Source organism: Paraburkholderia sp. J10-1 (assembly GCF_905220165.1).
In the GTDB taxonomy this organism is placed as follows: Bacteria; Pseudomonadota; Gammaproteobacteria; order Burkholderiales; family Burkholderiaceae; genus Paraburkholderia.
Genome location: NZ_CAJMYW010000001.1, coordinates 247104 through 271999 on the forward strand (window position 1 = coordinate 247104; position 24896 = coordinate 271999).

Here is a 24896-nt window from a genome sequence, read left to right on the forward strand (position 1 = left end):
TCCGGCCGATAAGCAGCGAACGTCCGAACCGGCCAATCAAAAAACAAAGGAGACCACGAGTGCACACGGAACCATCGACCCAGCCGGACCATCATGGAGAAGCCGCTCTCCCACCCGGAAAATTGCTCGTTTCCACGACCGACACACGCGGCGTCATCACCTACTGCAACGACGCATTTATCGAAGCCAGCGGCTTTTCCCGCGAGGCGCTGGTCGGGCAGCCTCATAGCGTCGTGCGCCATCCCGACATGCCGGCCGAGGTCTATCGCGACATGTGGGCCACGCTGAAAAAGCGCGAGCCGTGGATCGGCGTGCTGAAGAACCGCTTCAGTCACGCCCGGCATTGCTGGGTGCAGATCGGCGTGACACCCATCGTCGAAGGGCAGCATGTCGTTGCTTACCGGGCCGTCCACACCGCCGCTTCACGCGATCAGGTGCGCGCCGCCGAAGCGCTGTATGCGACCTTGCTCGCGGAGCAAAGAGCCAGCCGGCCTGTCCACCATCTGCAGGCAGGCGCAATCGTTCGCAAGGACATGGCGGGACGGCTTTCGCGCTTCGTGCATCCCACCATGAAGACGCAGACCTATCTGCTCACGAGCGGTCTTGCGGCGGCCGGCATGGTCACGGGGGTCATCATCGACGGCGGCGCATCGTCAATCACGCCCGTGCGCACGGCAATCGGCCTTGCCGCCTGCGTGGCGTTCGGCGCGCTGGCCGAATACCGCATGCGCTTCATGTTCATCTACCCGTTGCGCCGCCTGCTCGGCGCAGCCACGCGGCTCGCCATGGGCGACCTCACGCAGAAGGTCGAGAACACCTGGAAACCCACCGGCGTGGTCGGCAAGCTCGAGCAATCGGTCAACCAGGTCAGCCTGAACATGCGCGCCATCGTAGGCGACGCGCGCGACCAGATGGCGCGCATGAGCGCCGCCACGGTGACCGTGTCCGAAGGCAGCCAGAAGCTCTCGGCGCGCGCCGAATCGCAGGCGGCGAGCCTCGAACAATCCGCAGCGTCGATGCAGCATATTGCGGCCAATGTCCGGCAAACCGCCGATGCGGCGCGGCAGGCCGCCACCAGCGCGGGCCAGGCGCGCGCCATCACCGAAGAGAGCGGCCGCGCCGTGGAAGCCATGACGGTGACGATGCAGGGCATTACCGAGGCCTCGCGCAAGATCGGCGAGATCATTCAGGTAATCGAAGGAATATCTTTCCAGACCAATATTCTCGCGCTCAACGCGGCTGTGGAAGCAGCGCGCGCGGGCGAGCACGGGCGCGGCTTCGCCGTGGTGGCGAGCGAGGTGCGCAATCTCGCGGGCCGCGCGGCCACGGCGGCCAAAGAGATCGCCGGTCTCATCGTCGACTCGACGCAGAAGGTTCAGGAAGGTTGCCAACTCACGGAAACGGCCCGCGAGAAGATGCAGCAGGCGGTTCAGGCCGTGCGCGACGTGAATGTGCTCATCGACGAAATCAATACCGCGACCGGCGAGCAAAGCACTGGCATTGCCGAGATCAAGCAGGCTTTGGATCATATCGAAGCGCTCACGCAACAGGACAGCGCGCTCGTGAATCACTTTTCGATTTCGGCCAATACGCTCGGCCGGAATGCGGAAACCGTGATTGAAACGGTGGGGGCATTCAGGATTTAACCCGGCCGCGTTCTTGCGGCAAACAAAAAAAAACGGCGCGGCAGTGCAAATCGCACCACCGCGCCGTTCAATCCAGCGCTATTGCCTACCCAAAAACTCAGTGTGCCGCGCTAACCTGCGTAGCCGGTTCCGAATGACGCGCACGCTGTGAAACCAGGATCGCAATCGCCGCAAGCACGGCCGGTACGGCGAGCATCGCGAGAATCGCGGCGAATTCCCAGCCAAGACCCAGCAGCGCGCCGCCAATGGCCGAGCCGAAAATGCTGCCGAAGCGGCCCATGCCCAGCATCCAGCTCACACCCGTTGCACGCGCAACCGTCGGGTAGCGGCCCGGCGCGTAGGCGTTGAGGCCCGTTTGCGCGCCGCTCATGCAAAAGCCCGCGGCGAACACCAGCAGCGCGAGCGACGACGAAAGCGCGCCCACGCCGGCCAGCGCCAGCACGCAGATGCCGCCGCCGACATACGCCGCGCTGATCACGCGCGCCGGACGCACCTTGTCCATGACCCAGCCCACCAGCACCGCGCCGATCGTGCCGCCGATCTGGAACATGGCCGTGACGTTCGCCGCCACCGTGATGGAGAGGCCCGCGTCCTTGATCAGCGTGGGCAGCCAGCCTGTGAGCAGATAGATCACGAGCAGGCCCATGAAATACGTCACCCACAGCGCGAGGGTCATCACGCCATAGCCTTGCGAGAACAGCACGCCGATCGGCTTGCGCGTGGGCAGCGGCGGTTCCGTCGAGACGAAATTCTCGTCGCCCGCGAAGTTGGCGCCGGTCACGCGGTTAAGCGTCGCGGCAATGCGCTTGCTCGTGGCGCCACGCACGGCGAGCAGACGCGCCGATTCCGGCAGCAGCCAGGCCTGCAGCGGCACGAGTACGAGCGGAATGGCGCCGCCGAAGATCAGCACCGCGCGCCAGCCGTGCGTCGGCACGAGCCAGCCCGCCGCAAAGCCGATCAATGCCGAGCCGAGGTTGAAGCCCGTGAACATGATCGTGATGAGCAGCGCGCGGCGGCGTTGCGGCGAGTACTCCGAGAGCAGCGTCGTGGAGTTCGGCATGGCCGCGCCAAGACCGATGCCGGTCAGCACGCGCAGCACGGCCATGGAAACCGGCGACTGCGTGAACGCCGTGAGGATCGTGAACACGCCGAAGAGGAACACGGAGGTAATGAGCACCCACTTGCGGCCCACGCGGTCGGAGGCGGGACCGGCGGCCAGCGCGCCGATCACGAGGCCGATGGGCGCCGCGCTCATGACAAGCCCGAACTCGGGGCGTGAAATGCCCCACTCGTGAATGATGGAGGGCGCCACGAACCCCATGATGGCCACGTCCATGCCGTCGGCGGTCACCGCGAGAAAGCACAGCGCCACCAGTAGCCACTGGTACGCCGAAATGTGGCGTTCGTCGATGAACGCCTTGATATCAATTGTTTTGCTGCCAGACATCTGTCGTCTCCTGTCCGTTCTGTGGTCTGCCGCTCGCTCGTGCCCGAGTCGAATTTCTACGAACTGCTATCCGTCGGGGGCACGATAGGTGGCCAACCCCTCGCCTGAAAGTGCGGGTTAACCACATATTGGGTACATGTATGCCCGTTCGCATGGGCCATTCCGGCACGCCCGCTCCTGCGTTATCGGCCTGAAAGCCGCGCCGCATAAAGGTTGGACCCAATCAGCCCGCGCTTTGCCTGTCGCGGCCCGAGGCTGGATTCGAATCCAGCGCAATAAACAAAATCGATGCTCTCCGAAAGGATTCGCAAACGTGACGGACGATCGTGCGGAATTCAGTCGCCGCTACATCGCGGGACAGCGCGATACGGCTTACTTTCACTGCCTCGCATTTGCCATGCGATTCAGTTATCGCAGCTCAAACGAAACCAGCCCCGAAGGGCTGGCCGGTTCAACTGCGAATCATGCGGCTTTTCCTGTCAAGGCGCTGCCACCCCCTGCGTGGTCGGCGTGTACGACGTATAGAAGCTCGAGCCCGCCCAGGTATGCGTGGGCTGGTTGTACAACGGTGCGCCCTGCGTCCAGTTGGCGCCGAGGTGCCAGTCGCCGGTGCCCGTGAACTGAGCGACGGCCGGATACGGATAAACCGGGCGGCTCGCCGTCACGTTGTTCGACGAATCGGTCTGGTACGTCATGACCGCGTTGGGCGCCGTGCCCTGCTCGGCCCACGCCGTGATCTGCGAGACGAGGTCGATGTTCGGGAAGCCTTCGCCGCCGCCGCAGTGCGCCACGCCAGGCACGAGGTACAGGCGCGCGAAATTGCTCACGCTCGAAGCGCCCATCGTGTTCTGCATGGCCTCGTAGTACTGGATCGTGAAGAGCGGCGAAATATGTTGATCCGCCCAGCCGTGCCACAGGATCAGCTTGCCGCCTGCCTTGTTGAACGCCGTGAGGTCGGGGTTCGTCGCGTCCATCAGCGGATGGTTGGCCTGCAGGTAGGTCGGGTAGAAGCTTGCATCCGTGTAGCCGAACGTGTCGATGGTCGGCATGGCGGGCGAGCCCGTGAAGATCAGATTATAGGCACCCGTCACGATCATGTAGCTGAACAGGTTCTTCACCGAAACCGGCGCGGCCGTCGAGTTCGTCGTCGGCACTTCCACGCCTACCCAGTTCTCTTCCGAGCCCATTTGCGGCGAGCCCGCCAGCATGCGCTCGCCGGTCGTCGCGTCCACCGGTCCGCCATAGATCTTGCTCGCGGTGGCGACTTCGGCCGCGCTCAGGCAGTTGCTCGTGTTCGTCGCGCCCTGCGCGCACTGGATCGATGCGGGATCGAAATTGCAGGTGCGCGGATCGGCGATCAGGCCGTCGGGCACGCCCGCCTGGCCGCCGCATGCCGCCACGACCGCCTTGTGCAGCACGAGCGCCTTGTCGGCGTAGAGCGTGGCGTTGCCGGTGCTGTCGCCGGTCGTGCTTTGCGACTCCACGCTCCAGCCGTGATACAGCGAGTTCTGGATCTGGAAGTGCGCCGCCGGAGCGCCCGCAACGATGCCGTTATAGTCGTTCGGGTAGCGTTGCGCCGCCATGAGCGCTTCGCGGCCGCCGTCCGAACAGCCGATGAAGTACGCGTACTTTTGCGCCTGCCCGTAGTAGGCCTTGATGAGCTTTTCCGCCGTGAGCGTCGTGATGTGCTGCCCGCGATACGCGAAATCGGCCTGTTTTTGCGGGTCGGTGGTCCACGAGGCGTCGTTGCCCGCGTGGCCCATGTCCGTCGCCGCCGTCACGAAGCCGCCTTCCTGCACGAGCGGACACGTGTAGCTGAAGCTGAACGACGACTGCTGGGTCGGGTCGCTCACGTTGCCGCACAAGCCCCCGCAACCCAGCGCCGCGAAGCGCTGCGTCCACGTGCTCACCGGCAGCGCCACTTCGAACGTATTCGAAGGCGCGAGCGTGCCCTTCACGGTACAGAAGCTGACCGAAGCCCCATTGATGGTCGCCGTGGTCACGGCAGCCGATGTAATCGAGCTGCCCGTACCGCCAATATCGCTGATATCGACCGTAGCCAGCTTCGAGCAATCCACTACGGGCGCCACGACTGCGAGCGGCGCTTTCGAGGCGTCGCTGCTGTTGCTGCCACTGCCCCCGCTGCCGCACGCGGCGACGAGCGTGGCCGCCGCGAAGACGGCGAACAGCGAAAGTAGCGAGGCTGCACGAGCGCGCGCGCTCGTGAAAAGCCGCCGGGTATGCGGGATTCTCATGCTTGCCTCCTGGTGTTGTACGTATAGGTGTTCTTCCGATTCACTTCACGCCTCCAGTTCTGATTTTTATGATCAGGATGTCTAATTAACGTAAACGCGTAGACCGTTCGACATGAAATGCCCGATCTAATCGCCTTATTGCGCTTTCGGTTTCTCTTATTGCCGTCCTGCTCGCGCCCTGCCGCTCTGCTTACTGTCCGTATTCAGTGCGGCCCGCCGGCTCCATGCCGAACGCCCGCTTGGCCGCTTCGGCACGTTCCGAACCCAGGAACGCAAGGAACTCCGCCGCCGCCCGCTGCTTCCGGGACACCGCGCAGATCGCCGCGGAAAAGACCGTGACGAGCTGAGCCCCGGCGGGAAGCGGTCCGACCACGTCCACGCCCTGCACGTCCTTTAGCTCGCTCAATTGCTGAAACCCGATCTCGACCTCGCCGCTCGCGATCAGGCTCGCCACCGGCACACCCGGCTGCGCCAGCACGAGGCGCGGCGCGAGCACTTCGGCCACGCCCCAGCGTTCGAGCAGACCCAGCAAATGTTTGCCGCTAGGCCCCGTTGAATAGCCGATGCGCGCCGCGCGCAGCATCGTCTCGCGCAGTGCGGCTTGCGTGCCGATGTCGGGGTGCGCCACGCCTGTGGCGACGGCCGCTGCCATACCGGAGCGCACGACGTCCGTGCGCGCGCCAATGAGATGACCGCCAGCCGCCAGGCGATCGATCGCCGCCGAGGCCAGCACGGCGAAATCGAACGCCTCGCCCGCCTGCACGCGCCATGCGGCGTCCACGCCGCCTATCGCGGCAACCGTCAACTGCTGCCCCGTTTCGCGCACGTATTGCTCGGCGAGATTCGCAAGCAGCAGGCGCGTCGCCATCGACCCGACACCCGCCAGCGCGGCGTTGCTGTGTACGTCTTCCTTTGTCATTGACTTCCGTTTCAGTCGAAGGAGAGCGAGGCCGCCTGAGAGTGCGCCTCGCCGATAGTGCATGGAATGCAGGCCGCCGCGTACGCGCTCACAAGCCCTTTGCCTTGAGCCGCGCGTCCAGACGCGGATACACACGCCGCGCGTTGCCTTCGTAGATCTTGTAGCGGTCCGTGGCATCCACATGCGCGGCTTCGATATAGCGCTTCGTGTCGTCGAAATAGTGGCCGGTCTCAGGGTCGATGCCGCGCACCGCGCCGATCATCTCGCTCGCGAACAGAATATTGTCCACGGGAATCACACGCGTGAGCAGGTCGATGCCGGGCTGGTGATACACGCAGGTGTCGAAGAACACGTTGTTCAGCAAATGCTCCTGGAGCGGCGGCTTCTTCAGCTCCTGAGCGAGACCCCGAAAGCGTCCCCAGTGGTACGGCACCGCGCCGCCGCCGTGAGGAATCACAAAGCGCAGCGTGGGGAAATCGCGGAACAGGTCTGAGGTCAGGCACTGCATGAAGGCGGTCGTATCCGCGTTCAGGTAGTGCGCGCCCGTGGTGTGGAAGCACGCGTTGCAGCTCGTGCTCACGTGAATCATCGCGGGAACGTCGTATTCGACGAGCTTCTCGTAGATCGGGTACCAGTGACGGTCCGAAAGCGGCGGGCTTGTCCAGTGGCCGCCCGAGGGATCGGGATTCAGGTTGACCGCCACGTTGCCGTACTGCTCCACGCATTTGACGAGTTCCTCAACGCATGTTGCTGGATCGACGCCCGGACTTTGCGGCAGCATGGCGGCCGGCACGAAATGCTCGGGAAACAGCTCGCTCACGCGGTAGCACAGCTCGTTGCAGATCGCCGCCCACGTACTCGACACCTGGAAGTCGCCAATATGGTGGGCCATGAAACTCGCGCGCGGACTGAAAATCGTGAGATCGAGACCGCGCTCGCGCATCAGCTTCAGCTGATTGAGTTCGATCGATTCGCGCAACTCGTCGTCGCCGATCTTCAGCTCCGATGCCTTCGGCATTTCGGACGGATTGGCGATGCCCGCTATCTGGCGTTTGCGCCACGCCTCCAGCGCTTTGGGCGCCGTGGTGTAGTGGCCATGAATGTCGATGATCATTGAGACCTCTGCTGCTGATTCGAATCGTTGCGCTACGGTACGAATTGGCCCCACCGCGCTAGTAGCCAGGGCAATTACCTAGATTGCGCGAAAAACCGCACTCACGCCAATAAACGCGTGCGGCAGCGGGCGGCTGGGAATGCCGGAAACCATGGACGCCTTGGGGTTTGCGCCGCGCCCCATGGCCCCTGAAATACCCGACGGTGTTTTCGAAGCGCCGATAAATAAAACGAATGCCTCGATAAACATCTGGTAAGCGATGGAGCGAATTCGACGGGCCCCAAGGGGCGGCCGGTGCGCGGTGGCGAATTCGCTCATAATGGTCCGCTCATTGGCCTGAAGTCGTGGGGATGAACCACCATGCATATCGAGCCGTTCGAAATTCGCGTTCCGGAGGAGGCAATCGACGACCTGCGCCAGCGTTTGCGCACCACGCGCTGGGCCAACGCTACGCCCGCCCAGGCGTGGCAACAAGGGGCCGACCATGCATGGCTGCGCGAACTCGTCGCGTATTGGGCAGACGAATACGACTGGCGCGCCGCCGAACGCACGCTGAACCGCCTGCCGCAGTTCATGGCCGAAGTGGGTGACGAGGGCGGCGCGGTTCGCCAACGCGTGCACTACGTGCATAGGCGCGGCAAAGGCCCAAAGCCCTACCCGCTCGTGATCACGCACGGCTGGCCGGGCTCGTTCTTTGAATTCCACGCGCTGCTCGACCGGCTATGCGACCCGGCCGCATTCGGCGCGGACCCGGCCGATGCGTTCGATGTCGTCGCCCCCTCGCTGCCGGGCTTCGCCTTTTCGCCCGCTCCGGCTGCGCCCGGTGCCTCCGCGTTCCAGGCGGCGGACCTGTGGGCCGCGCTCATGCGCGGGCTCGGCTACGAGCGCTTCGGCGCGCAAGGCGGCGACCTCGGCGCGGGTGTGTCTATCGCGCTGGCCGCGCGGCACAGCCAGGCCGTGGAGGGCATTCACCTGAACTTCCTGCCCTCTTCGTACGAACCCACCGTCGATGCGGCGCAAGCCCCGCTCACTCAGGCGGAGCAGGATTATCTGCGTGAAAAGGCCGACTGGGCGGCGCTTGAGGGCGGATATGCGCATATGCACGCCACGAAGCCGCAAACCGCGGCGGCGGCGCTCAACGACTCACCCGCGGGACTTGCGGCATGGATCGGCGAAAAGTTTCGCGCATGGAGCGACTGCGACGGCGTGATCGAGCGCCGGTTTTCGAAAGACACCTTGCTGACGGACCTGTCGCTGTACTGGTTCACCGGCAGCATTGGCACGTCCATGCAGATGTATTGGGAAAACCGTCTCCAGCCGTTTCGCTTCGCGGCCGGGCAACGCGTGGCGCCGCCCGTCGCGTTCGCGCGCTTTCCCAAGGAGATCAATCACCCGCCTCGGTCGTGGGTCGAGCGAGTGTTCGACGTCGTGCAATGGACCGACATGCCGCGCGGCGGCCATTTCGCCGCCATGGAGGAACCCGACCTTCTCGCCGCCGACATTCGGCGCTTTTTCAAACGCTTGCGCCAGTGACTGTCACTGTGCCGCGTTATCGCCGAACGGATGCGCGGGCGCATCCGTCGCGCGCCAAGCATAGCGCCTGAAGAGCGCGGCGTAGCCTTCGATCACGAAACCGCCGCACTTGTGGCGATAGGCGTCGCGCCGCATGCGGTAGGCGCGCGGCAGTTGAAACCACGGCAGGCGCGGCAGATCGTGGTGCACGAGATGGTAGTTGTTGTTCAGATACAGAAAGCGCATGACGAGCCCGGCCTCATTGATGGCGATGCGCGCCTTGGGATGCGACGCCGCGCGATGCTCGTACAGCGAGCGAACCATCGCGAGTCCGAGCGCGGGCCAGGTAACAACTGCGAGATACCACCACCACGGCACGCCCGCGTAACGCTGCACACACGCGAGCAGCAGCAAGACGGCGGCGAGGTGCGCGAGCCACATCGGCACGTGTCGCCAGTCGCCGCTGCGCAGCGTTTGCGCCGCACCGGCGAGCATCGCGGCCACGCTCATGGGCGGCCCGATCACCACACGCCCCACGAAGCTCTTGCGTGCGTGCCATAACACGCGATGCCAGCGCGGCAGGCGAGCCCATTGCTCGTGCTGCACGTAGTTCGTCTCGGGGTCGATGCCGGGCACGGTCAACGCTTCGTCGCGGTGATGCGCCATATGGCTTTCGCGGTACACCGCATAGGGGAACCACACCGCAAGCGGTGGCCAGCCCAGTGCCATATTCAGCCACGCGAACCGGGTGGGATGCCCGTGCAGCAATTCATGCTGCAGCGACATATGCCATGCGCACAGCACGATGAGGCATGGCGTGGCGGCCGCAAGCGTAAGCGCACTTGAACGCAAGAGCGCCAGCACCGCAAACCAGCCGCCGTAGATCACGGCGATCAATAGCCAGGTGGGCCACTCCGTGCGCGCGGTGAAGCCTGTGCCGAGCGCGGCGACTTCCCGCGCGTGGTCTGCGTCGAAGTATTCGGCCATGTGCGCCAGCTCCCGCGATGAAGGATAGTGCCACTCCATACGGAGAGCAAAGCAATTCAGGTCCTTACCATACCGAACGAGAGATGCTTCACCAACCAACGAATTGCCATTTGCTTATTTCACCGCGCTGCGCGACGCGCCAGCGTTGTGCGGCGTAGAATGCGCCGATGACCCGATGGATCGCCTCCCTGCCGATGTACAACGTGACGCCGCACCACGCGGCGTTGTGGCGCTCGCTCTTGAGCGAGAGCGTGGCGGTCTTTGCGCGCTCGTTCGACCCGGGCGAGGTCACGATCGTGAACTCGCCCGAGGGCGAACTCATGCCCCACTGGCGCCGCAAGGATCTACTGCTCTCGCAGACCTGCGGGTTTCCGTACCGGATACTCGGCCTTGCCGACGAAGTCCAACTGATCTCGACGCCGATATTCGACGCCCCCGGTTGCGAGGGCCCGCGCTATCGAAGCGTGCTCGTCGTTTCAGCGCAGGCGTGGGAACGAGGCGCCAACATGCTCGAAGCATGTCGCGGCCTGCGCGCCGCCTGCAACGGTGTGGATTCGCATAGCGGCATGAACGCGTTTCGCCACGCGGTCGCACCGCTCGCACGCGGTGGCAGCTTCTTCGCCTCGGTACTCCGGACAGGCTCGCACGCAGGCACGTTACAAGCGCTGGCGAGCGGCAAGGCCGACGTAGGCGCCATCGACTGCGTCACGCTCGCGTTGCTGCGCGATTCGCACCCCGAATCGTTCGACGGCGTGCGGACCATCGGCATGACAGCCTCCGCGCCCGGCCTTCCGCTGATCGCCTCGCGGGCGCTCGACGAGAATCAGGCTCACGCGCTGCGCGACGCGCTGGACACTGCTCTCGCGATCGACCCCGAACGCGCACGCACGCTGCGCCTGCGCGGATTCGCGAGACTCAGCGGCGAGGCTTACGCTGAAATCGAAGACATGGCCAACGCAGCCGCGCAGCAGGGCTATACCGAGCTTCGATGAACACCTCACGTTGTGCGCGCAACAAATGCGGCACAGCGGTCTTCCGGCTGGGTCAGGCGGTCGTGCCGCAGACATAACCGGCTCTCATTGCTTCGGCGTTGGTCACGTGGGTCGCGTCGCATTACACGCTGGCACCACGAAGAGGACAAAGAATCCTCTGACGAATTGCGCAACCGGCAAGCCGAGAGCCGCAATCGCCACGGAGAATACGGCCGCGAATCCGACGAACAGCGCCGCGTATCCACCCGCGTGCGCGGCGAGATCGCGCGCGAGTCCGCCGAAGTCGTTCCAGCGCGCCGGCGCCACCGCAAGGCTCTTGATGCTGCCGCCAGAAGCGAAAAGCGCATAGGCGATCGCAATGACGAAAAGCCCGATCGCAACCGCCCACCAGTCTTCCGTACCGAATGGCTTGCGTTGAACCGACACGGCCTGGCCGCCCGCGTGCTTGCCACCCTCTGCTGCAAGAGTCGAATTGCTCATAGTTGGTTTCCCCTGTTCAAACCCCGTTTGCGGCGATCGCTATGTCGCCGTTATCTCACGCTTATGTCACGCTTATGTCACGCTTATGTCACCGATAAGCAGGCGCAACGCGTCCCGAAGCGCGCGCCTCGCCAATCAGTATGGAATGCTGATCTTCGAAACCAAAATGACTTATTGTTCAATGCTTATGCCGTGGCTGCGTCGCGCGCTTCTGCGTAATCTTCGCTGTCGATGTCGTAGCCCGACGGCTCCCAGCGGATAGCCAGCAACACGAGCAGCGAAGTGAGCGGCGCGATGGCGATCACCCAGAAGACCTTCGTGCCGAGCGCCGCGGCGAGCACGGGAAACAGGAACAGCGACACCGTGGAAGCGGAGCGCACGAGCGTCTGATTGAAGCCCACGCCAATGCCGCGCAGCGAGGTCGGATAGCTGAGCGACGCGTACGTCATGCTGTGCGAACCGGGGCCGAAGCCCTGCCCGAACAGATAGCCGCCGAGCAGCAAAATGGCTAGTGCGACAAGGAAGCCGCTGCCCGGATGGCCGATCAACGCGAGGCCGATGAGCGAGACGAACTGCAGCGTGTGGCCGAGCGCGGTCATTTTCCAGGCGCCAACGGTGGGCGCGGTACGCACGCCAATCAAGCCGCCAACGAATGCGAACAACAGGTTCAACGTGAGCGATGCAACGATCGTGGTGAGCGGTCCCTGCTGGAAAAAGCTCGCAATGATCACGGGCAGGCCGAAGATGATCGCGTTGTAGCCGAACGAAGACGCCGCGCCGATCGTTGCGGCAAGAATCGTACGGCGGCGATACGTGGCGTTGAAAAGCACGCCGTAATTGCGCCATGATGCGACGCGCGGCGCTCGCGCAGGCGTCTGGCCGCGTTCGACCACGGCGTCCACGCCATACGTGCGCTTGAGTATGCGCGCCGCGCCCTCCAGATCGCCCTGATTCGCGGCCCACACCGGCGACTCGCTGATATAGCGGCTGCGCACGGCGATGATGACGAGCGCCGGCACCGCGCCGAACGCGAGCGTGATGCGCCAGAGCCAGCCATGCTGGTGCTCGGGCAGGACGGCATAGAGGCCGAGAATGAGCAGATAGCAGGTGCTCGTGGCCGCGTACCACGCGGGGCACCACGCCGCCACGCTGGCCGCCTTGTTGCCCTTGCCCGCCACGCGCGAAAACTCCGCGAGAAACGCCATGGCAACCGGCAGATCGAGCCCGACGCCAAAGCCCATGAGAAAGCGCGCGCCGCCGAGCACCCAGGCGTTGGGCGCGAGCCCCGCCGCGATCGCGGCCACGACGAAGAACAGCATGTCGGCCATGAATACGCGGTAGCGCCCGATGCGGTCGGTGAGATAGCCGCCGAACAGTGCACCGAGAATTGCCCCGAACGTAATGGCCGCCGACACGAAGCCGACCTGCACCGGCGACAGCGAGAATTCGCGCGCGATGTCCTTGATCCCATAGGCGAGCGAGGTGAGATCGTAGGCGTCGAGAAACACGCCGCCCAGCGCGATGGCGATCACGATGCGTGCGTTGCTGCCTTGCGCGGCGCCGGCGTTGACGATACGCGCAACGTCCTGCGCCGAGCGGATCACGGCATGTTGCGGGCCAGGCGCTTGCCCGGTGGCTTCGATAGCTTCAGAAGCGGGAACGGCGAGAGTAGACATGGAAGGGAACGCGCTTGAAAAATGCAATCGCTGCATCCTAGCCATACCGTTGCGCGTCGCAAAACGACGAATCTAGCTAAGCAATGCTCCCAAAATTGGTTGTCCGCTTGCGGCGCGCTCCTTAGCATCGCGCTATCCACAACTCTTCGAATAATGGATCCTATGAAGAAAAGAACCTTGTTGGCCACGATGCTGGCAACGCTTGCACTGGGCGTGAGTTTCGGGGGTGTGACGCTAGCGCACGCGGCGGACCAGACGCTTCGCGTGGGCATCATGTCGGGCGAAGACGAGGACGTGTGGCGCGTGGTCGCCGCCAATGCGGCGAAGCGTGGCCTCACGATCAAGGTGACCACGTTCTCCGAATACACGCAGCCCAACGAAGCGCTCTCCAGCCACGACCTCGACGCGAACTCGTTCCAGCACAAACCTTATCTGGATGCGCAGATCAAGGCGCGCGGCTACAAGATCGTGCCGGTGGGCTTTACCTACGTGCAGCCTATCGGGCTTTATTCGCGCAAGGTGAAGTCGGTGGCGGACCTGCCGCAGGGCGCGACCATTGGGGTGCCGAACGACCCGAGCAATGAAGGCCGCTCGCTCCTGCTGCTGCAGGCACAAGGGCTCATTACGTTGCGCGACGATGTTGGCCTCTTGCCGACCGCACGCGATATCGCGAAGAATCCGAAGAATATCCATATCAAGGAACTCGACTCGGGCATCGTCGGGCGCGCGATTGGCGATCTGGACGCAGCCGTGGTCAACACGGACTGGGCGGTGAAGTCGGGCATCAAGATTCCGCAGGAGCGGATTGCTCAGGAGAAGGTGACCGGCAATCCGTATCGCAACTTCATTGCCGTGAACGAAAAAGACGCCAACGCGCCTTGGGTGCATGCGCTCGTGGAGAGCTATCAGCAGCCTAATGTGGCTTCAGAGATCGTTGCCGTGTATCACGGCGCGACGCTGCCCGCGTGGAAGGACGCGCCTCAGCAGTAACGTCACCTGATTCACAATCCATCGCCGGTGATTCGTTATCCGAATCACCGGCGATCTTTCATTACATCGTCATTCAGGCCGATTCCGTCACGCGCCTGAACCCCGCCCCCGCATGCCGCTCCGGCAACGTCGGCGCATCGCCAAACAACTTCTCCCGCAACGTGCCAGGCGCATACGCCGTCTTGTAGCGCCCACGCGCCTGCAACTCCGGCACGACGAGATCCACGAAATCCTCATAGCTCTCGGGCACCACGGTCCGGCTCAGGTTGAAGCCATCCACGTCGGCCTCGTCGATCCATGCCTGCAGTTCGTCCGCCACCTGCGAAGCGCTGCCGACGATCGCCGGATAGCGGCCGCCCAGCTCGAACATCTCGAGAAGCTTGCGCCTCGTCCAGCCATGTTGCTTCGCCGTGCGCGTGGCGGATTCGATCGCGTTGCCAGGCGCGTAGTCTACCGGGGCGTCGAGATCGTATTGCGCGTAATCGATGCCCGTGCTCGACGCGAAATGCGCCAAGCCCGCTTCGCGGCTCGCATACTGGCGGTAATCGGCATACTTCTCGCGCGCCTCGCGCTCGGTCGCGCCCGGCACCACCGCCGCGCCAACGAATACCTTCACATCGTCGGGGCGGCGCCCCGCTTGCACCAGCTGTTCGCGCAGCGCGCGCACGGTCTCGCGCGCTGCGGCGCGGTTGGGCGGCGAAATGAACACGCATTCGGCATGGCGTGCCGCAAAGCGTTGCCCTCGCCCCGAACTGCCCGCCTGGAACAGCACCGGCGTGCGCTGCGGGGAAGGCTCCGCCAGGTGATAGCCGTCCACGCGATAGTACCGCCCGGCATGCTCCACGCGATGCAGCTTCGCAGGGTCCGCGAAAATACGCGCGGCCTTGTCGCGCCGCACGGCATCCGGCTCCCAGCTACCCTCCCAGAGTTTGTAGAGGACTTCCAGGTATTCGTCCGCGCGATCGTAACGTTCGTCGTGCGGAAGTTGCTGCTCGAGCCCCATGGCGCGCGCCGCGCTGTCCAGATAGCCGGTCACGATGTTCCAGCCAATGCGGCCTTGCGTCAGGTGATCGAGCGTGGAAAAGCGCCGCGCCAGCAAATACGGCTGCTCGTACGTGAGGTTGACCGTCACGCCAAAGCCGAGATGCTCGGTTACGGCGGCCATGGCCGGCACCACGAGCGTGGGGTCATTGACCGGCAACTGGATCGACTCGCGCAACGTCACGTCCACGTTGCGCTGATAGACGTCGTATACGCCCACGATATCGGCGAGAAACAGCCCGTCGAAAAGCCCGCGCTCCAGCGTGCGCGCGAGATTTGTCCAGTATGCGAGTGTGCGGTAGTCGGTCGAGCGGTCGCGCGGATGCGTCCACAGCCCGTGATTGATGTGCCCCACGCAATTCATGTTGAACGCGTTGAGCAATATGGGTTTGTTGGCTTTTGCCATTGTAGGGCTTCTCCTGCGGCGTCGAACGGGTCCAATCGTCCATTGGAACAGCCCGCGTCTCGATCCCCTACCAGTTAATTCGCAATTGCATATCAGCTTTGCGGATGTGCGCGCGCCCTACGCTTTCACGGCTTCCTGCATTTCGGCCTGGGGCTCCCGCTTGAGCGCGAAAAGCGAGGCCGCAACAATCAGCATGCCGCCGATCCACGCAGGCACAGAAAGCCGCTCGCCGAGCCACACGCATGCAAAGAGGGCGCCGAACACAGGCTCGCTGCCCATAAGCAACGCCACGCGCGTGGGGCTGCTGCGGCTCACGGCGTAGTTCTGCACGAAGAAGGCGAACAGCGTGCAACCCGCCACGAGATAAATCACGCTGCCCCAGAACACGCCGTGCCCCTGCCAGTGCGGCAACGGCTGCCACTGTTCGGGCGCGACAGTGAGCGCGAGCGCGGCGCAGCCGATCGAAACGACAGCGGACTGCACCGCCGTGACCGTGAGCGCCGGCACGGCACCCGACTTCATCACGCGCTTGACCGCGCACGTGGTCAACGCGCGCAGCAGCGCGGCGAGCACGACCAGCAGGTCGCCGGGGCTCGCCGCAACATGTCCGCCCGTCAGGAGCAGCGCGCCGAACAGCGACACGCCGGCGGCCGCCCATTCCACCGGGCGTGGCGCGCGCTTGAGCCACGCCCACTCTACGAGCGGCGTGAGCACCACGCACAGGCTGATGAGAAACGCCGCGTTCGAGGCGTTCGTGAGCGAAACGCCAAACGTCTCGGCCAGAAAGATGCCGAGCAGCAGCAGGCCCGCGCCGAGCACGCCGATGCGCTCGCGCCACATCACGTGACGCAACCCGCGCAGCGCGGGCGAAAGCAAAACAAACGTGATGCCAAAGCGCAGGGCAAGCAGCCCCAGCACCGGGTAGACGAGCAGCGCGCCCTTCACCACGCCATAGCTCGTGCCCCAGATGAGCGCGACAACAACGAGCAGCAGATCGACGGTGCGGGACGAACGGGTCAGGGCATTCATGGCAACGGGCTTGCGGATTGGTCGGGAACGGACACATTGTCCGATAATGCTTTCGCAGCGATAATCCACTTCACCGGAACATCATTTATGCTCCCGATGCACAGATGATTTCGCCCAGCCAGCCATGACGCCCTCCGACCTCCTGCCCCTGCTGCCCGATCTGGCCACCTTCGCCCGTGTGGTCGATGCCGGTAATTTCTCGGTTGCGGCGCGCCAGCTCGGCAGCACGCCTTCCACCGTGAGCCGCCAGATGCAGCGGCTCGAACGCGCGCTCGGCACGCGCCTGCTGGAGCGCTCCACGCGCAGCCTGCGGCTCACGGAATCGGGCGCGGAGGTCTACCGGCACTGCACGGACATGGTCGAAGCCGCCGCGAGCGCGGCCCAGGCCGCCAGCCGCCTCACTGGCCGCCCGCATGGCCGCGTGAGCATCAGTGCCCCCATTTCGTTCGCGCAGAGCGTCGTTCATCCCCTGATTTCCGGCTTTTTGCGCGCATATGAGGAAGTCGCGGTGCAGCTCATCTTCACCGACCGGGACGTCGACCCCGTGCGCGACAGCGTCGATATCGTGATTCGCCCCACGCCCACGCCGCCGCCGGGGCTCGCGGCGCGCCGGCTCGGCACGCTGCAATGGATGCCGTGCGCGTCCCCCGCTTACCTGCGCGAGCGCGGCACGCCGAAGCACCCGAAGGACCTCGCGCGCCACGACTGCCTCTATCTCGGCGAAACGCCCGACGACAACCGCTGGACGTTCCGGCGCGGCGCGCAAACGCAAACCGTCGAGGTGAAGGGCCGCTATATCGCCAACGACGTGGGCGCGCGGCGCGACGCGGCGCTTGCGGACTGGGGCATTGCGAGCCTGCCCGAATTCGCGGCGGCGGATGCGCTGCGCGACGGCCTGCTCGTGCGCGTGCTGCCCGAGTGGTCATTGGAGCCGCGTGCGTACAGCGGCCCGGTGTGGATGCTGTATCCGCCCAATCGCTTTTTGCCGCCGAAAGTGCGCGTGTTGATCGACTGGCTCGCGCAGCACATGCCCGAGTGAGCGGCGGCCCGCCTCACCTTGCCTCGCCTCGCGTGAGACGATCGGGCATGAACTTGAGCAGCGCCGACATTCACCCACGTACGTCGACCTCCTAGACTGGCACATGTGAACGAATGCATGAGCCCCTCAAGGAAACACGATGCAAACTCTGCGAACGGATGTCGCCATCATCGGCGCCGGCACGGCCGGACTCTCCGCTTACCGCGCCGCGAAGGCGGAAGGTGCGAGCGCAATCATCATTGAAGGCGGCGCCTACGGCACGACGTGTGCGCGTGTGGGCTGTATGCCCTCGAAGCTGTTGATCGCGGCGGCCGAGGCGGCGCACGCGGTGAGTCTGGCGCCGCGCTTCGGCGTGAATCCGCGCGGCATGGAAATCGACGGGCGCGCCGTGATGGCGCGCGTGCGCAGCGAGCGCGACCGGTTCGTCGGTTTCGTCGTGGAAAGCACGCTCGCACTGCCCGAAGCGGACCGCCTGGTTGGGCATGCACGCTTCATCGACGACGGCCTGATCCAGGTTGGCGAGCACACGCGGGTGCGCGCAAAGAGCGTCGTGATCGCAACGGGATCGACGCCCACGATACCCGGGTCGCTCGCGGGACTTGGCGACCGGCTCATCGTCAACGACGACGTGTTCGCGTGGGAGGACCTGCCGCGCAGCGTGGCGGTGGTCGGTTCGGGTGTGATCGGCCTGGAACTTGGCCAGGCGCTCGCGCGGCTGGGTGTGCGGGTCACGTTGTACGGCGGCTCGCACGGCAGCGTGGGACCGCTCACAGACCCGCGTGTGATCGCCGAAGCGCACCGCGTGTTTGGCGCGGAAATGCACTTCGAAACGAAGGGACGTGTCGTATCGGCGACGCGCAACGATGCGGGCGTGACGCTTCGCTACGCCCGCGCGGATGACACGGAGTCCGAAGAGACGTTTGATTACGTATTGGCGGCAGCGGGTCGGCATCCCAACGTGGCGACCCTTGGCCTCGCGAACACCTCGCTCGAACTCGACGCGCACGGTGTGCCGCGCTTCGACCCGGCTACGCTGCAAGCCAGTGGCGCGCCGGTGTTCGTGGCGGGCGACGCGAACGACGTGCTGCCGCTGCTCCACGAAGCCGCCGACGAGGGCCGCGCAGCGGGCCGCAATGCGGCGCGCTTTCCGGAGATCGAGGCCGTTGCGCGCCGCGCGCCGCTTGCCATCGTCTTCTCCGACCCGCAGATCGCGATCGCCGGCAAGTCGCACCGGCAACTGGCGGCGGGCAGTTTCGTGACGGGCGCCGTGAGCTTCGAGGACCAGGGTCGCAGCCGCGTGATGCTCAAGAACCACGGCGTAGGCCACGTCTACGTGGATCGCGCGACACGGCGCTTCGTGGGTGCGGAATGGTTTGGACCGGCGGCGGAGCATATCGGCCACCTGCTCGCGTGGAGCGTGCAGATGGGGCTGAGTGTGGACGACATGCTGGCGATGCCGTTCTATCACCCCGTAGTGGAAGAAGGGTTGCGCACCGCGTTGCGTGACGCCGCCTCGCAACTGAACGACAAGGACTAAGCAAGCTTTGCTTAGGCTACCTCATTAACTCACAAGGGCACACACACCGAAAATGAAAGCGCTCGTTCTCAACCAATACGATGGTCAGCTCGAACTTGTCACGCTCGATCGTCCGCAGCCGCAAACGGGGCAGGTGCTCGTGCGCATTCATGCGGCGGGGCTCAATCCGCTCGACGTGAAGATTCGCGCGGGCAAGGCCGACCATGCGAAGCATCCGTTGCCGCTCGTGCTAGGTATCGATATGGCGGGCGTGGTGGAAGCGGTTGGCGCGGGCGTCACGCGTTTCGCGCCGGGCGACGAGGTGTACGGTATGACAGGCGGCGTGGGCGGCATTCAAGGCGCGTTGGCCGAGTACGCCGCTGTGGATGCGGACCTCCTCGCGCGCAAGCCCGCGAATCTGTCCATGCGCGAAGCCGCCGCGCTGCCGCTTGCATTCATAACGGCTTGGTCGGGCATTGTCGATCGTGCGCATCTGGCGGCGGGTCAGAGCGTGCTGGTTCAGGGCGGTGCGGGGGGTGTCGGACACGTGGCCGTGCAGATTGCGCGGGCGCTTGGCGCGGAAGTCTTCGCGACGGGAAGCGCACGCAACATGGATGTTATTTCGCAGTTGGGCGCGACGCCTGTTGATTATGGCTCACTCAGTGTCGAGCAGTACGTTCAGGCGCACACGGCGGGCGCGGGCTTCGATCTCGTGGTGGATACCGTAGGCGGCAAGACGCTCGACGCTTCGTTTGCCGCGGTCAAGCATTTCGGGCATGTGGTGAGCGCGCTTGGGTGGGGGACGCATGCGCTCGCACCGCTGTCGTTTCGTGAGGCGTCGTATTCGGGTGTGTTTACGCTTTATCCGCTGTTGAGTGGGAAGCATCGCGCGCATCATGGTGAAATGCTCGCCGAGGCGACGCGGCTTGCCGAGGCGGGCAAGCTTGCGCCCCGGGTGGATGCGAGGCGCTTTGCGTTCGCGGATGCTGAGAGCGCTTATGGGGCCGTCGCCGACGGTAGTGCGGCTAGTAAGATTGTTGTTGAGATTGGTTGAGGGCTGCTGCGCGCAGGTTTTTTTTTTGTGGTGCCTGCCTCTTTGGCCTTTCCTTGTATTCGCGTCGGTATGCCAGCGTTGCCCCTGTGCGGGGCGGCACCTACTTTTCTTTGCAGCGGCAAAGAAAAGTAGGCAAAAGAAAGCCGCTCAAACCGCTAGCGCCTGCCACAGTTCACATCGCGCCACGACAGGTGAATGGCTCCGGAGCGTCTGTCACCTCGCACCACCGAACTGAGTGACAAGGCGTTCATCCTTCCGGTGGCGCTGCGCGCCCCGAAGGGCATAACCCAAAACCATTGGGGCGCGTGAGTTCCCGCAAAGCTGACTCGTACCCTTGGTTTCCTTTGCAGACCCGGCCGCTGCGCGCGTAGCGAGCAGCGGGAACGGACGAGCCCCTTGTCACTAACGAGAATGGTGCGAGGTGGCAGACGCTCCGGAGCCATTCAACTGGGGTGGTGCGATGTGAACTGTGGCAGGCATTGGCGGTTTGAGCGGCTTTCTTTTGCCTACTTTTCTTTGCCGCTGCAAAGAAAAGTAGGTGCCGCCCCGCACAGGGGCAACGCTGGCATACCGACGCGAATACAAGGAAAGGCCAAAGAGGCAGGCACCACAAAAAAAAGGCCAAGCGCAAGCCCACAACCTTAATGCTGCACACCCCAGCGCCGCACAGTGAGCCGCTCCAGCGTATCAAACACCAGATGCTCAACGAGCAGCCCAATCACAATAACGGCAGCAAGCCCGGCAAACACACGATCGGTATAAAGCTCGTTGCGGTTCTGAAAGATATACCACCCAAGCCCACCCTGCCCGGCGCTCGCGCCAAACACAAGTTCCGCGGCGATCAACGTGCGCCAGGCAAATGCCCAGCCCACGCGCAGTCCCGCGATGATCGAGGGCAACGCCGCAGGCACGAGAATCAGCACGACCTGGCGCAGCCCGCTCAACCCATAGTTGCGCCCCGCCATGCGCAGCGTCGCGGGCACGCCCAGAAAACCCGTGTACATGTTCAGCGCGAGCGGCCACAGCACGGCATGCACGAGCACGAACAACAAGCTGCCGGTGCCGAGCCCAAACCAGAGCAGCGCAATCGGCAGCAGTGCGATAGAAGGCAGCGGATTGAACATCGCGGTAAGCATGGAAAGCAAATCGCGACCCACACGCGTGGAAACCGCAAGCGACGTGAGCACGAACGCCAGCACCACGCCAATCGCATAGCCGCGCAGCAGAACCGACATCGATATGCCCGTTTTCACGAGCAATTCGCCGCTCACAATGCCCTGCACAAACGCAGCAAGCGTCGCGCCGAATGTCGGCACGAGCAAATCGTTCGCTACCACGCGCGCCGTGACCTCCCAGCCCGCAATCAGCACGAGCGCGATGAGCGTGCGCCGAAACCAGCCTGCATCGAGCACACGCCGCGCAAGCGGCAGCGGCGCGGAGTCGGCGCCTGCCTGCACCGGCAGCAAGGGCCGCTCGTATTCCGCGCGCACAGGCGGCAAAGGCGGCAGCGTAGGGTGTGGCGTGCTCATCGGCTGGCCTCCTTTTCAGCTTCGTTATCGGCTTCGTTGTCGGCTTGACTGCCGGCTTCAGTATCGGTATCGAATAGCAGGCGATGGATGCGCGCCACGCTCTCGCGAAAGTCCACGCCACCCATGCTCGCGTGCGAATACGCGTGACTGTTCACCTCGGCGCGCACGCGCCCCGGGTGCGGCGAGAGCAGCAGAATGCGGTTGCCGACCACGAGCGCTTCCTCGATCGAATGGGTGACGAACAGCAGCGTGAAGCGCGCGTCGTCCCACAGGCGCAGCAGTTCCTCCTGCATCTTGCGGCGCGTGAGGGCGTCAAGCGCGGCGAAGGGTTCGTCCATCAGCAGCACGCGCGGCTGCATGGCGAGCGCACGCGCAATCGCCACGCGCTGCTTCATGCCGCCCGAGAGCGTGTGCGGGTAAGCATCGGCGAACGCGGCGAGTCCTACCTTGTCGAGGTAATGGAGCGCGCGCTCGCGTGCTTCGGCGCGCGGCAGCTTGCGCGCCACGCGCAACGGAAACGCCACGTTCTCGGCCACCGTCTTCCAGGGCGGCAACTGGTCGAACTCCTGGAACACCACCACGCGGTCGGCGCCCGGTCCGCGCACGGGTTCGCCCGCCAGCGAGATCGATCCCGACACCGGCTCGATAAAGCCAGCAATCGCCTTGAGCAAGGTGGACTTGCCGCAACCCGAAGGGCCCAGCAGCACGAAGCGGTCGGCGCCGTAGACGTCGAAGCTCACGTCCTGCGTGGCGCGCACGATGCGCTCGCGGCTGCGGTATTCGAGGCTGACGTTTTCGATGGCAAGCAGGCGTTCGCTGTGCGCCCCTGCCTGCTCTGCGCGTTCGGTATGCACTGGCCGCTCGCTCGCAGCGACGCGTTGCGCCGCGCCCGCTTCACGGCGCACGGCCGGTGCGCGCTCCCAGAATCTGGTGGTGGTGACGTTCACTTTTCGCAAATCCAGCAGATAAAACGTCAACATACGGGCACCCGGCGCGCCGCCCAACCAATGAATCGACATATTCAAACCAGGCCTGCATATAAGCGCTGGATGCGTGCCATCAATGCAAACGGGCCCACAAGGGGGCCCGTTATCCGGTGCTCGAACCGCGCTGGCTCAACTGCCGTTGGCAACCGCCGGATCGTCGAAGAAGTAATCGCGCCACGACTTCGGCTCGTTGCGGATCGCGCCCACGCGATACATGAATTGCGCCAGCGCGAGCGTATTCTGCGGCGCGGTCTTGAACTGCACCTGCGGATCGCGCAGGATCTTCAGGAGCAGATTGCGGTCGATCTTCGAGTCGTTCACGCGGATATAGATGTCCGCCGCCTGCTCGGGGTGCGCGGCGATGAAGCTGGCCGCGTCGGCGAGCGCCGCCACGAATGCGCGATACGTCTTCGGGTTCTCGTCGCGGAACTTCTGCGTGGCGTAAAGCACCGTGGCCGAACTCGGGCCGCCCAGCACGTCGTACGAGTTGAGCACGATATGCGCCTTCGGGTTGCCCGCCAGTTCCTGCTGCTGGAACGGCGGATTGCCGAAGTGCGCCGTGATCACGCTGCTATTCGCGATGATCGCCGCCGTCGCATCGGGGTGCGGAATCGCCTGGCTGGATGCGTCGAGCCGGTCGAACTGCTTCTCGCCCCACTGCTTCGCCGCCGCGTATTGCAGCACGCGCGACTGCACGGAAACGCCCACTGCCGGCACGGCAATGCGGTCCTTGCTCGTGAAGTCGGCAATGGTCTTGACGTTCGGATTCGTGGTGACGAGGTAATACGGCAGATTGCCGAGCGACGCCACGCCTTTCACATTCTGCTTGCCGTGCGTACGGTCCCACACCGTGAGCAGCGGGCCCACGCCCGCACCGGCCACGTCCACTGCGCCGGAAAGCAGTGCATCGTTCACGGCCGCGCCGCCGGAAAGACGCAGCCAGTCGACCTTGATGTCGATACCGGCCTTGCGGCCCTCCTGCTCGATGAAATGCTGGTCGCGCGCGACATTGAGCATCAGGTACACAACGCCGAACTGCTCCGCAATGCGGATCTGCCCTTCCGCGCGCGCCGGCGCAGGCGCGCTCAGACCAAACGATGCGAGCACAACGGCGAGTGAAGCGGCGCCCGCGCGGCGCCACGCGTTCGCGCGGCTGGCGAACACATTACCTATAGAAAGCGACATGCTATGGATTCCTTTTTATTCTGTGCAATGCGCGGCGCGCGAGAAGCGCGCCGCAGCGCGTATCAAAACGGCGTGTCGCCTTCGATGGTGGTGCGATAAAGCTTGCGGCGCAGATGATCGGGCGTGCCCGCCGCGAGATGCATGAGCGAACGGTTGTCCCAGAACACGAGGTCATGCTCGCGCCATTCGTGGCGGTAGCAATGCTCCGCCCGCACGCTGTGGGCGAACAACTCGTCGAGCAGCGCGCGGCTTTCGTCCTCGGGCAGATCGACGATGCGCGTCGTGAAGTGCTCGCTCACGAACAGCGCCTTGCGGCCCGTTTCGGGGTGTGTGCGCACGACCGGATGCACAACGGGCTTGACCTGCGCGATCTGCTCCGCGGTGAGATTCGGCCGCCACGGGCTGCGCGCCTGAAGTTCCGCATAGCGCGCGAGATAGGTGTGCTCGGCGCGCCGCCCTTGCACGGCGCTGCGCAAGTGCGCAGGCAGCGTATCCCACGCGAGATGCATGTTGGCAAACAGCGTGTCCCCGCCCTCCGCGGGCAACGCCTGCGCGTGCAGCAGCGAACCGAGGCTCGGCTTCTCCTTGTATGAAAGATCGGAATGCCAGAAGTGGCCCGCATCGCCAAGGCCAATGGGCTTGCCGTTCTCCACGATGTTCGAAACGATCAGCACTTCCGGGTGGCCCGGCAGCGCGAACTGGTGCAGCACGTGGATCTGCAGCGGCCCGAAGCGGCGGCTGAACTCGACCTGTTGTTCCGGCGTGATGCGCTGGTCGCGAAACACCAGCACGTGATGATCGAGGTGCGCGCGATGAATGCGTGCGAAATCCTCGCTTGAAACCGGCTTCGCGAGATCGAGGCCGACGACTTCCGCGCCAAGTGGCGCATTCAAGGGAAGAATCTCGAAGTGCTGGGACGCGGCGGCCGCGCTCGAAGGGGCAAAAGCAGCGGCAGAAGCCGTGAATGTGGCGGGGGTAGTCACGCAGCAAGCCTTTCAGGTAAGCAATAGCTTCAATCTACGTGATCCGCACGCCGGCTGACAACGAAGCAAATCCGATACGTTTATCCGTTCGAGTCATAAAGGCGCTGTTA

The 24896-nt window shown here is 64.4% G+C and carries 21 protein-coding genes; 7 read left to right on the top strand and 14 right to left on the bottom strand.

Going from position 1 to position 24896, the window contains the following annotated elements; genetic code table 11:
* Positions 1 to 59 precede the first annotated feature (59 nt).
* Positions 60 to 1646 (top strand): methyl-accepting chemotaxis protein, encoded by a 1587-nt coding sequence (locus tag U5A65_RS01130; protein WP_321945182.1) that lies wholly within the window; start codon positions 60 to 62, stop codon positions 1644 to 1646.
* Positions 1647 to 1743: 97 nt separating this feature from the next.
* Here the strand turns inward: U5A65_RS01130 and U5A65_RS01135 are convergent, their stop codons facing one another.
* The 5 genes from U5A65_RS01135 to U5A65_RS01155 form a co-directional block, all read right to left on the bottom strand.
* On the bottom strand, positions 1744 to 3093 hold the full coding sequence (locus U5A65_RS01135; RefSeq protein WP_321915159.1) for an aromatic acid/H+ symport family MFS transporter: 1350 nt from the start codon (positions 3091 to 3093) through the stop codon (positions 1744 to 1746).
* A 479-nt stretch (positions 3094 to 3572) separates the two neighbouring features.
* Positions 3573 to 5348 (bottom strand): tannase/feruloyl esterase family alpha/beta hydrolase, encoded by a 1776-nt coding sequence (locus tag U5A65_RS01140; protein WP_321945183.1) that lies wholly within the window; start codon positions 5346 to 5348, stop codon positions 3573 to 3575.
* A 190-nt stretch (positions 5349 to 5538) separates the two neighbouring features.
* On the bottom strand, positions 5539 to 6267 hold the full coding sequence (locus tag U5A65_RS01145; protein WP_321945184.1) for a substrate-binding domain-containing protein: 729 nt from the start codon (positions 6265 to 6267) through the stop codon (positions 5539 to 5541).
* Between the two features lie 88 nt (positions 6268 to 6355).
* Positions 6356 to 7381 (bottom strand): amidohydrolase family protein, encoded by a 1026-nt coding sequence (locus U5A65_RS01150; protein WP_321945185.1) that lies wholly within the window; start codon positions 7379 to 7381, stop codon positions 6356 to 6358.
* A gap of 78 nt (positions 7382 to 7459) precedes the next feature.
* Positions 7460 to 7699: a hypothetical protein gene (locus U5A65_RS01155; protein ID WP_321945186.1), complete on the bottom strand. Its 240-nt coding sequence runs from the start codon at positions 7697 to 7699 to the stop codon at positions 7460 to 7462.
* Positions 7700 to 7741: 42 nt separating this feature from the next.
* Here U5A65_RS01155 and U5A65_RS01160 point away from each other — a divergent pair, with 42 nt between their 5' ends.
* Positions 7742 to 8914, top strand: a complete 1173-nt coding sequence (locus tag U5A65_RS01160) for an epoxide hydrolase (RefSeq protein WP_321945187.1) — start codon at positions 7742 to 7744, stop codon at positions 8912 to 8914.
* Positions 8915 to 8917: 3 nt separating this feature from the next.
* Here U5A65_RS01160 and U5A65_RS01165 read toward each other — a convergent pair whose 3' ends face one another.
* Positions 8918 to 9880: a fatty acid desaturase gene (locus U5A65_RS01165; RefSeq protein WP_321915166.1), complete on the bottom strand. Its 963-nt coding sequence runs from the start codon at positions 9878 to 9880 to the stop codon at positions 8918 to 8920.
* A gap of 167 nt (positions 9881 to 10047) precedes the next feature.
* Between U5A65_RS01165 and U5A65_RS01170 the strand changes: the two genes are divergently transcribed.
* Positions 10048 to 10872 carry a phosphate/phosphite/phosphonate ABC transporter substrate-binding protein gene (locus U5A65_RS01170; RefSeq protein WP_321945188.1) on the top strand — a complete coding sequence of 275 codons (825 nt, stop codon included), beginning with the start codon at positions 10048 to 10050 and terminating at the stop codon, positions 10870 to 10872.
* 102 nt (positions 10873 to 10974) lie between these two features.
* On the opposite strand, the gene U5A65_RS01175 is transcribed toward U5A65_RS01170, so the two are convergent.
* Both U5A65_RS01175 and U5A65_RS01180 read right to left on the bottom strand, forming a co-directional pair.
* Positions 10975 to 11352: a hypothetical protein gene (locus U5A65_RS01175; RefSeq protein ID WP_321945189.1), complete on the bottom strand. Its 378-nt coding sequence runs from the start codon at positions 11350 to 11352 to the stop codon at positions 10975 to 10977.
* Positions 11353 to 11537: 185 nt separating this feature from the next.
* Positions 11538 to 13028: an MFS transporter gene (locus U5A65_RS01180; protein WP_321945190.1), complete on the bottom strand. Its 1491-nt coding sequence runs from the start codon at positions 13026 to 13028 to the stop codon at positions 11538 to 11540.
* A 189-nt stretch (positions 13029 to 13217) separates the two neighbouring features.
* Here U5A65_RS01180 and U5A65_RS01185 point away from each other — a divergent pair, with 189 nt between their 5' ends.
* Positions 13218 to 14018 carry a MetQ/NlpA family lipoprotein gene (locus U5A65_RS01185; protein ID WP_321938611.1) on the top strand — a complete coding sequence of 267 codons (801 nt, stop codon included), beginning with the start codon at positions 13218 to 13220 and terminating at the stop codon, positions 14016 to 14018.
* Positions 14019 to 14091: 73 nt separating this feature from the next.
* On the opposite strand, the gene U5A65_RS01190 is transcribed toward U5A65_RS01185, so the two are convergent.
* Together U5A65_RS01190 and U5A65_RS01195 are read right to left on the bottom strand one after the other, a co-directional pair.
* On the bottom strand, positions 14092 to 15465 hold the full coding sequence (locus U5A65_RS01190; protein ID WP_321915171.1) for an LLM class flavin-dependent oxidoreductase: 1374 nt from the start codon (positions 15463 to 15465) through the stop codon (positions 14092 to 14094).
* Between the two features lie 117 nt (positions 15466 to 15582).
* The gene (locus U5A65_RS01195) at positions 15583 to 16494 is read right to left on the bottom strand and encodes a DMT family transporter (protein ID WP_321945191.1); all 912 of its coding nucleotides are present in this window, start codon (positions 16492 to 16494) and stop codon (positions 15583 to 15585) included.
* Between the two features lie 124 nt (positions 16495 to 16618).
* Between U5A65_RS01195 and U5A65_RS01200 the strand changes: the two genes are divergently transcribed.
* The 3 genes from U5A65_RS01200 to U5A65_RS01210 all read left to right on the top strand — a co-directional run bounded on the left by U5A65_RS01200 (position 16619) and on the right by U5A65_RS01210 (position 20103).
* Complete coding sequence (locus U5A65_RS01200; RefSeq protein ID WP_321915173.1) at positions 16619 to 17533, top strand: LysR family transcriptional regulator; 915 nt, start codon at positions 16619 to 16621, stop codon at positions 17531 to 17533.
* Positions 17534 to 17672: 139 nt separating this feature from the next.
* Positions 17673 to 19070 carry a dihydrolipoyl dehydrogenase gene (locus U5A65_RS01205; protein WP_321945192.1) on the top strand — a complete coding sequence of 466 codons (1398 nt, stop codon included), beginning with the start codon at positions 17673 to 17675 and terminating at the stop codon, positions 19068 to 19070.
* 52 nt (positions 19071 to 19122) lie between these two features.
* Positions 19123 to 20103: a zinc-dependent alcohol dehydrogenase family protein gene (locus U5A65_RS01210; RefSeq protein WP_321945193.1), complete on the top strand. Its 981-nt coding sequence runs from the start codon at positions 19123 to 19125 to the stop codon at positions 20101 to 20103.
* Between the two features lie 641 nt (positions 20104 to 20744).
* Here the strand turns inward: U5A65_RS01210 and U5A65_RS01215 are convergent.
* The 4 genes from U5A65_RS01215 to U5A65_RS01230 all read right to left on the bottom strand — a co-directional run bounded on the left by U5A65_RS01215 (position 20745) and on the right by U5A65_RS01230 (position 24786).
* A complete protein-coding gene (locus tag U5A65_RS01215) occupies positions 20745 to 21632 on the bottom strand; it encodes an ABC transporter permease (RefSeq protein WP_321915177.1) in 888 nt (295 codons plus the stop codon).
* Positions 21629 to 22579 (bottom strand): ABC transporter ATP-binding protein, encoded by a 951-nt coding sequence (locus U5A65_RS01220; protein WP_321945194.1) that lies wholly within the window; start codon positions 22577 to 22579, stop codon positions 21629 to 21631. Before U5A65_RS01220 ends, U5A65_RS01215 begins: the two co-directional genes overlap by 4 nt.
* Positions 22580 to 22747: 168 nt before the next feature.
* Complete coding sequence (locus tag U5A65_RS01225; protein ID WP_321945195.1) at positions 22748 to 23803, bottom strand: ABC transporter substrate-binding protein; 1056 nt, start codon at positions 23801 to 23803, stop codon at positions 22748 to 22750.
* Between the two features lie 62 nt (positions 23804 to 23865).
* Positions 23866 to 24786: a TauD/TfdA family dioxygenase gene (locus U5A65_RS01230; protein ID WP_321945196.1), complete on the bottom strand. Its 921-nt coding sequence runs from the start codon at positions 24784 to 24786 to the stop codon at positions 23866 to 23868.
* Between the last annotated feature and the right edge of the window lie 110 nt (positions 24787 to 24896).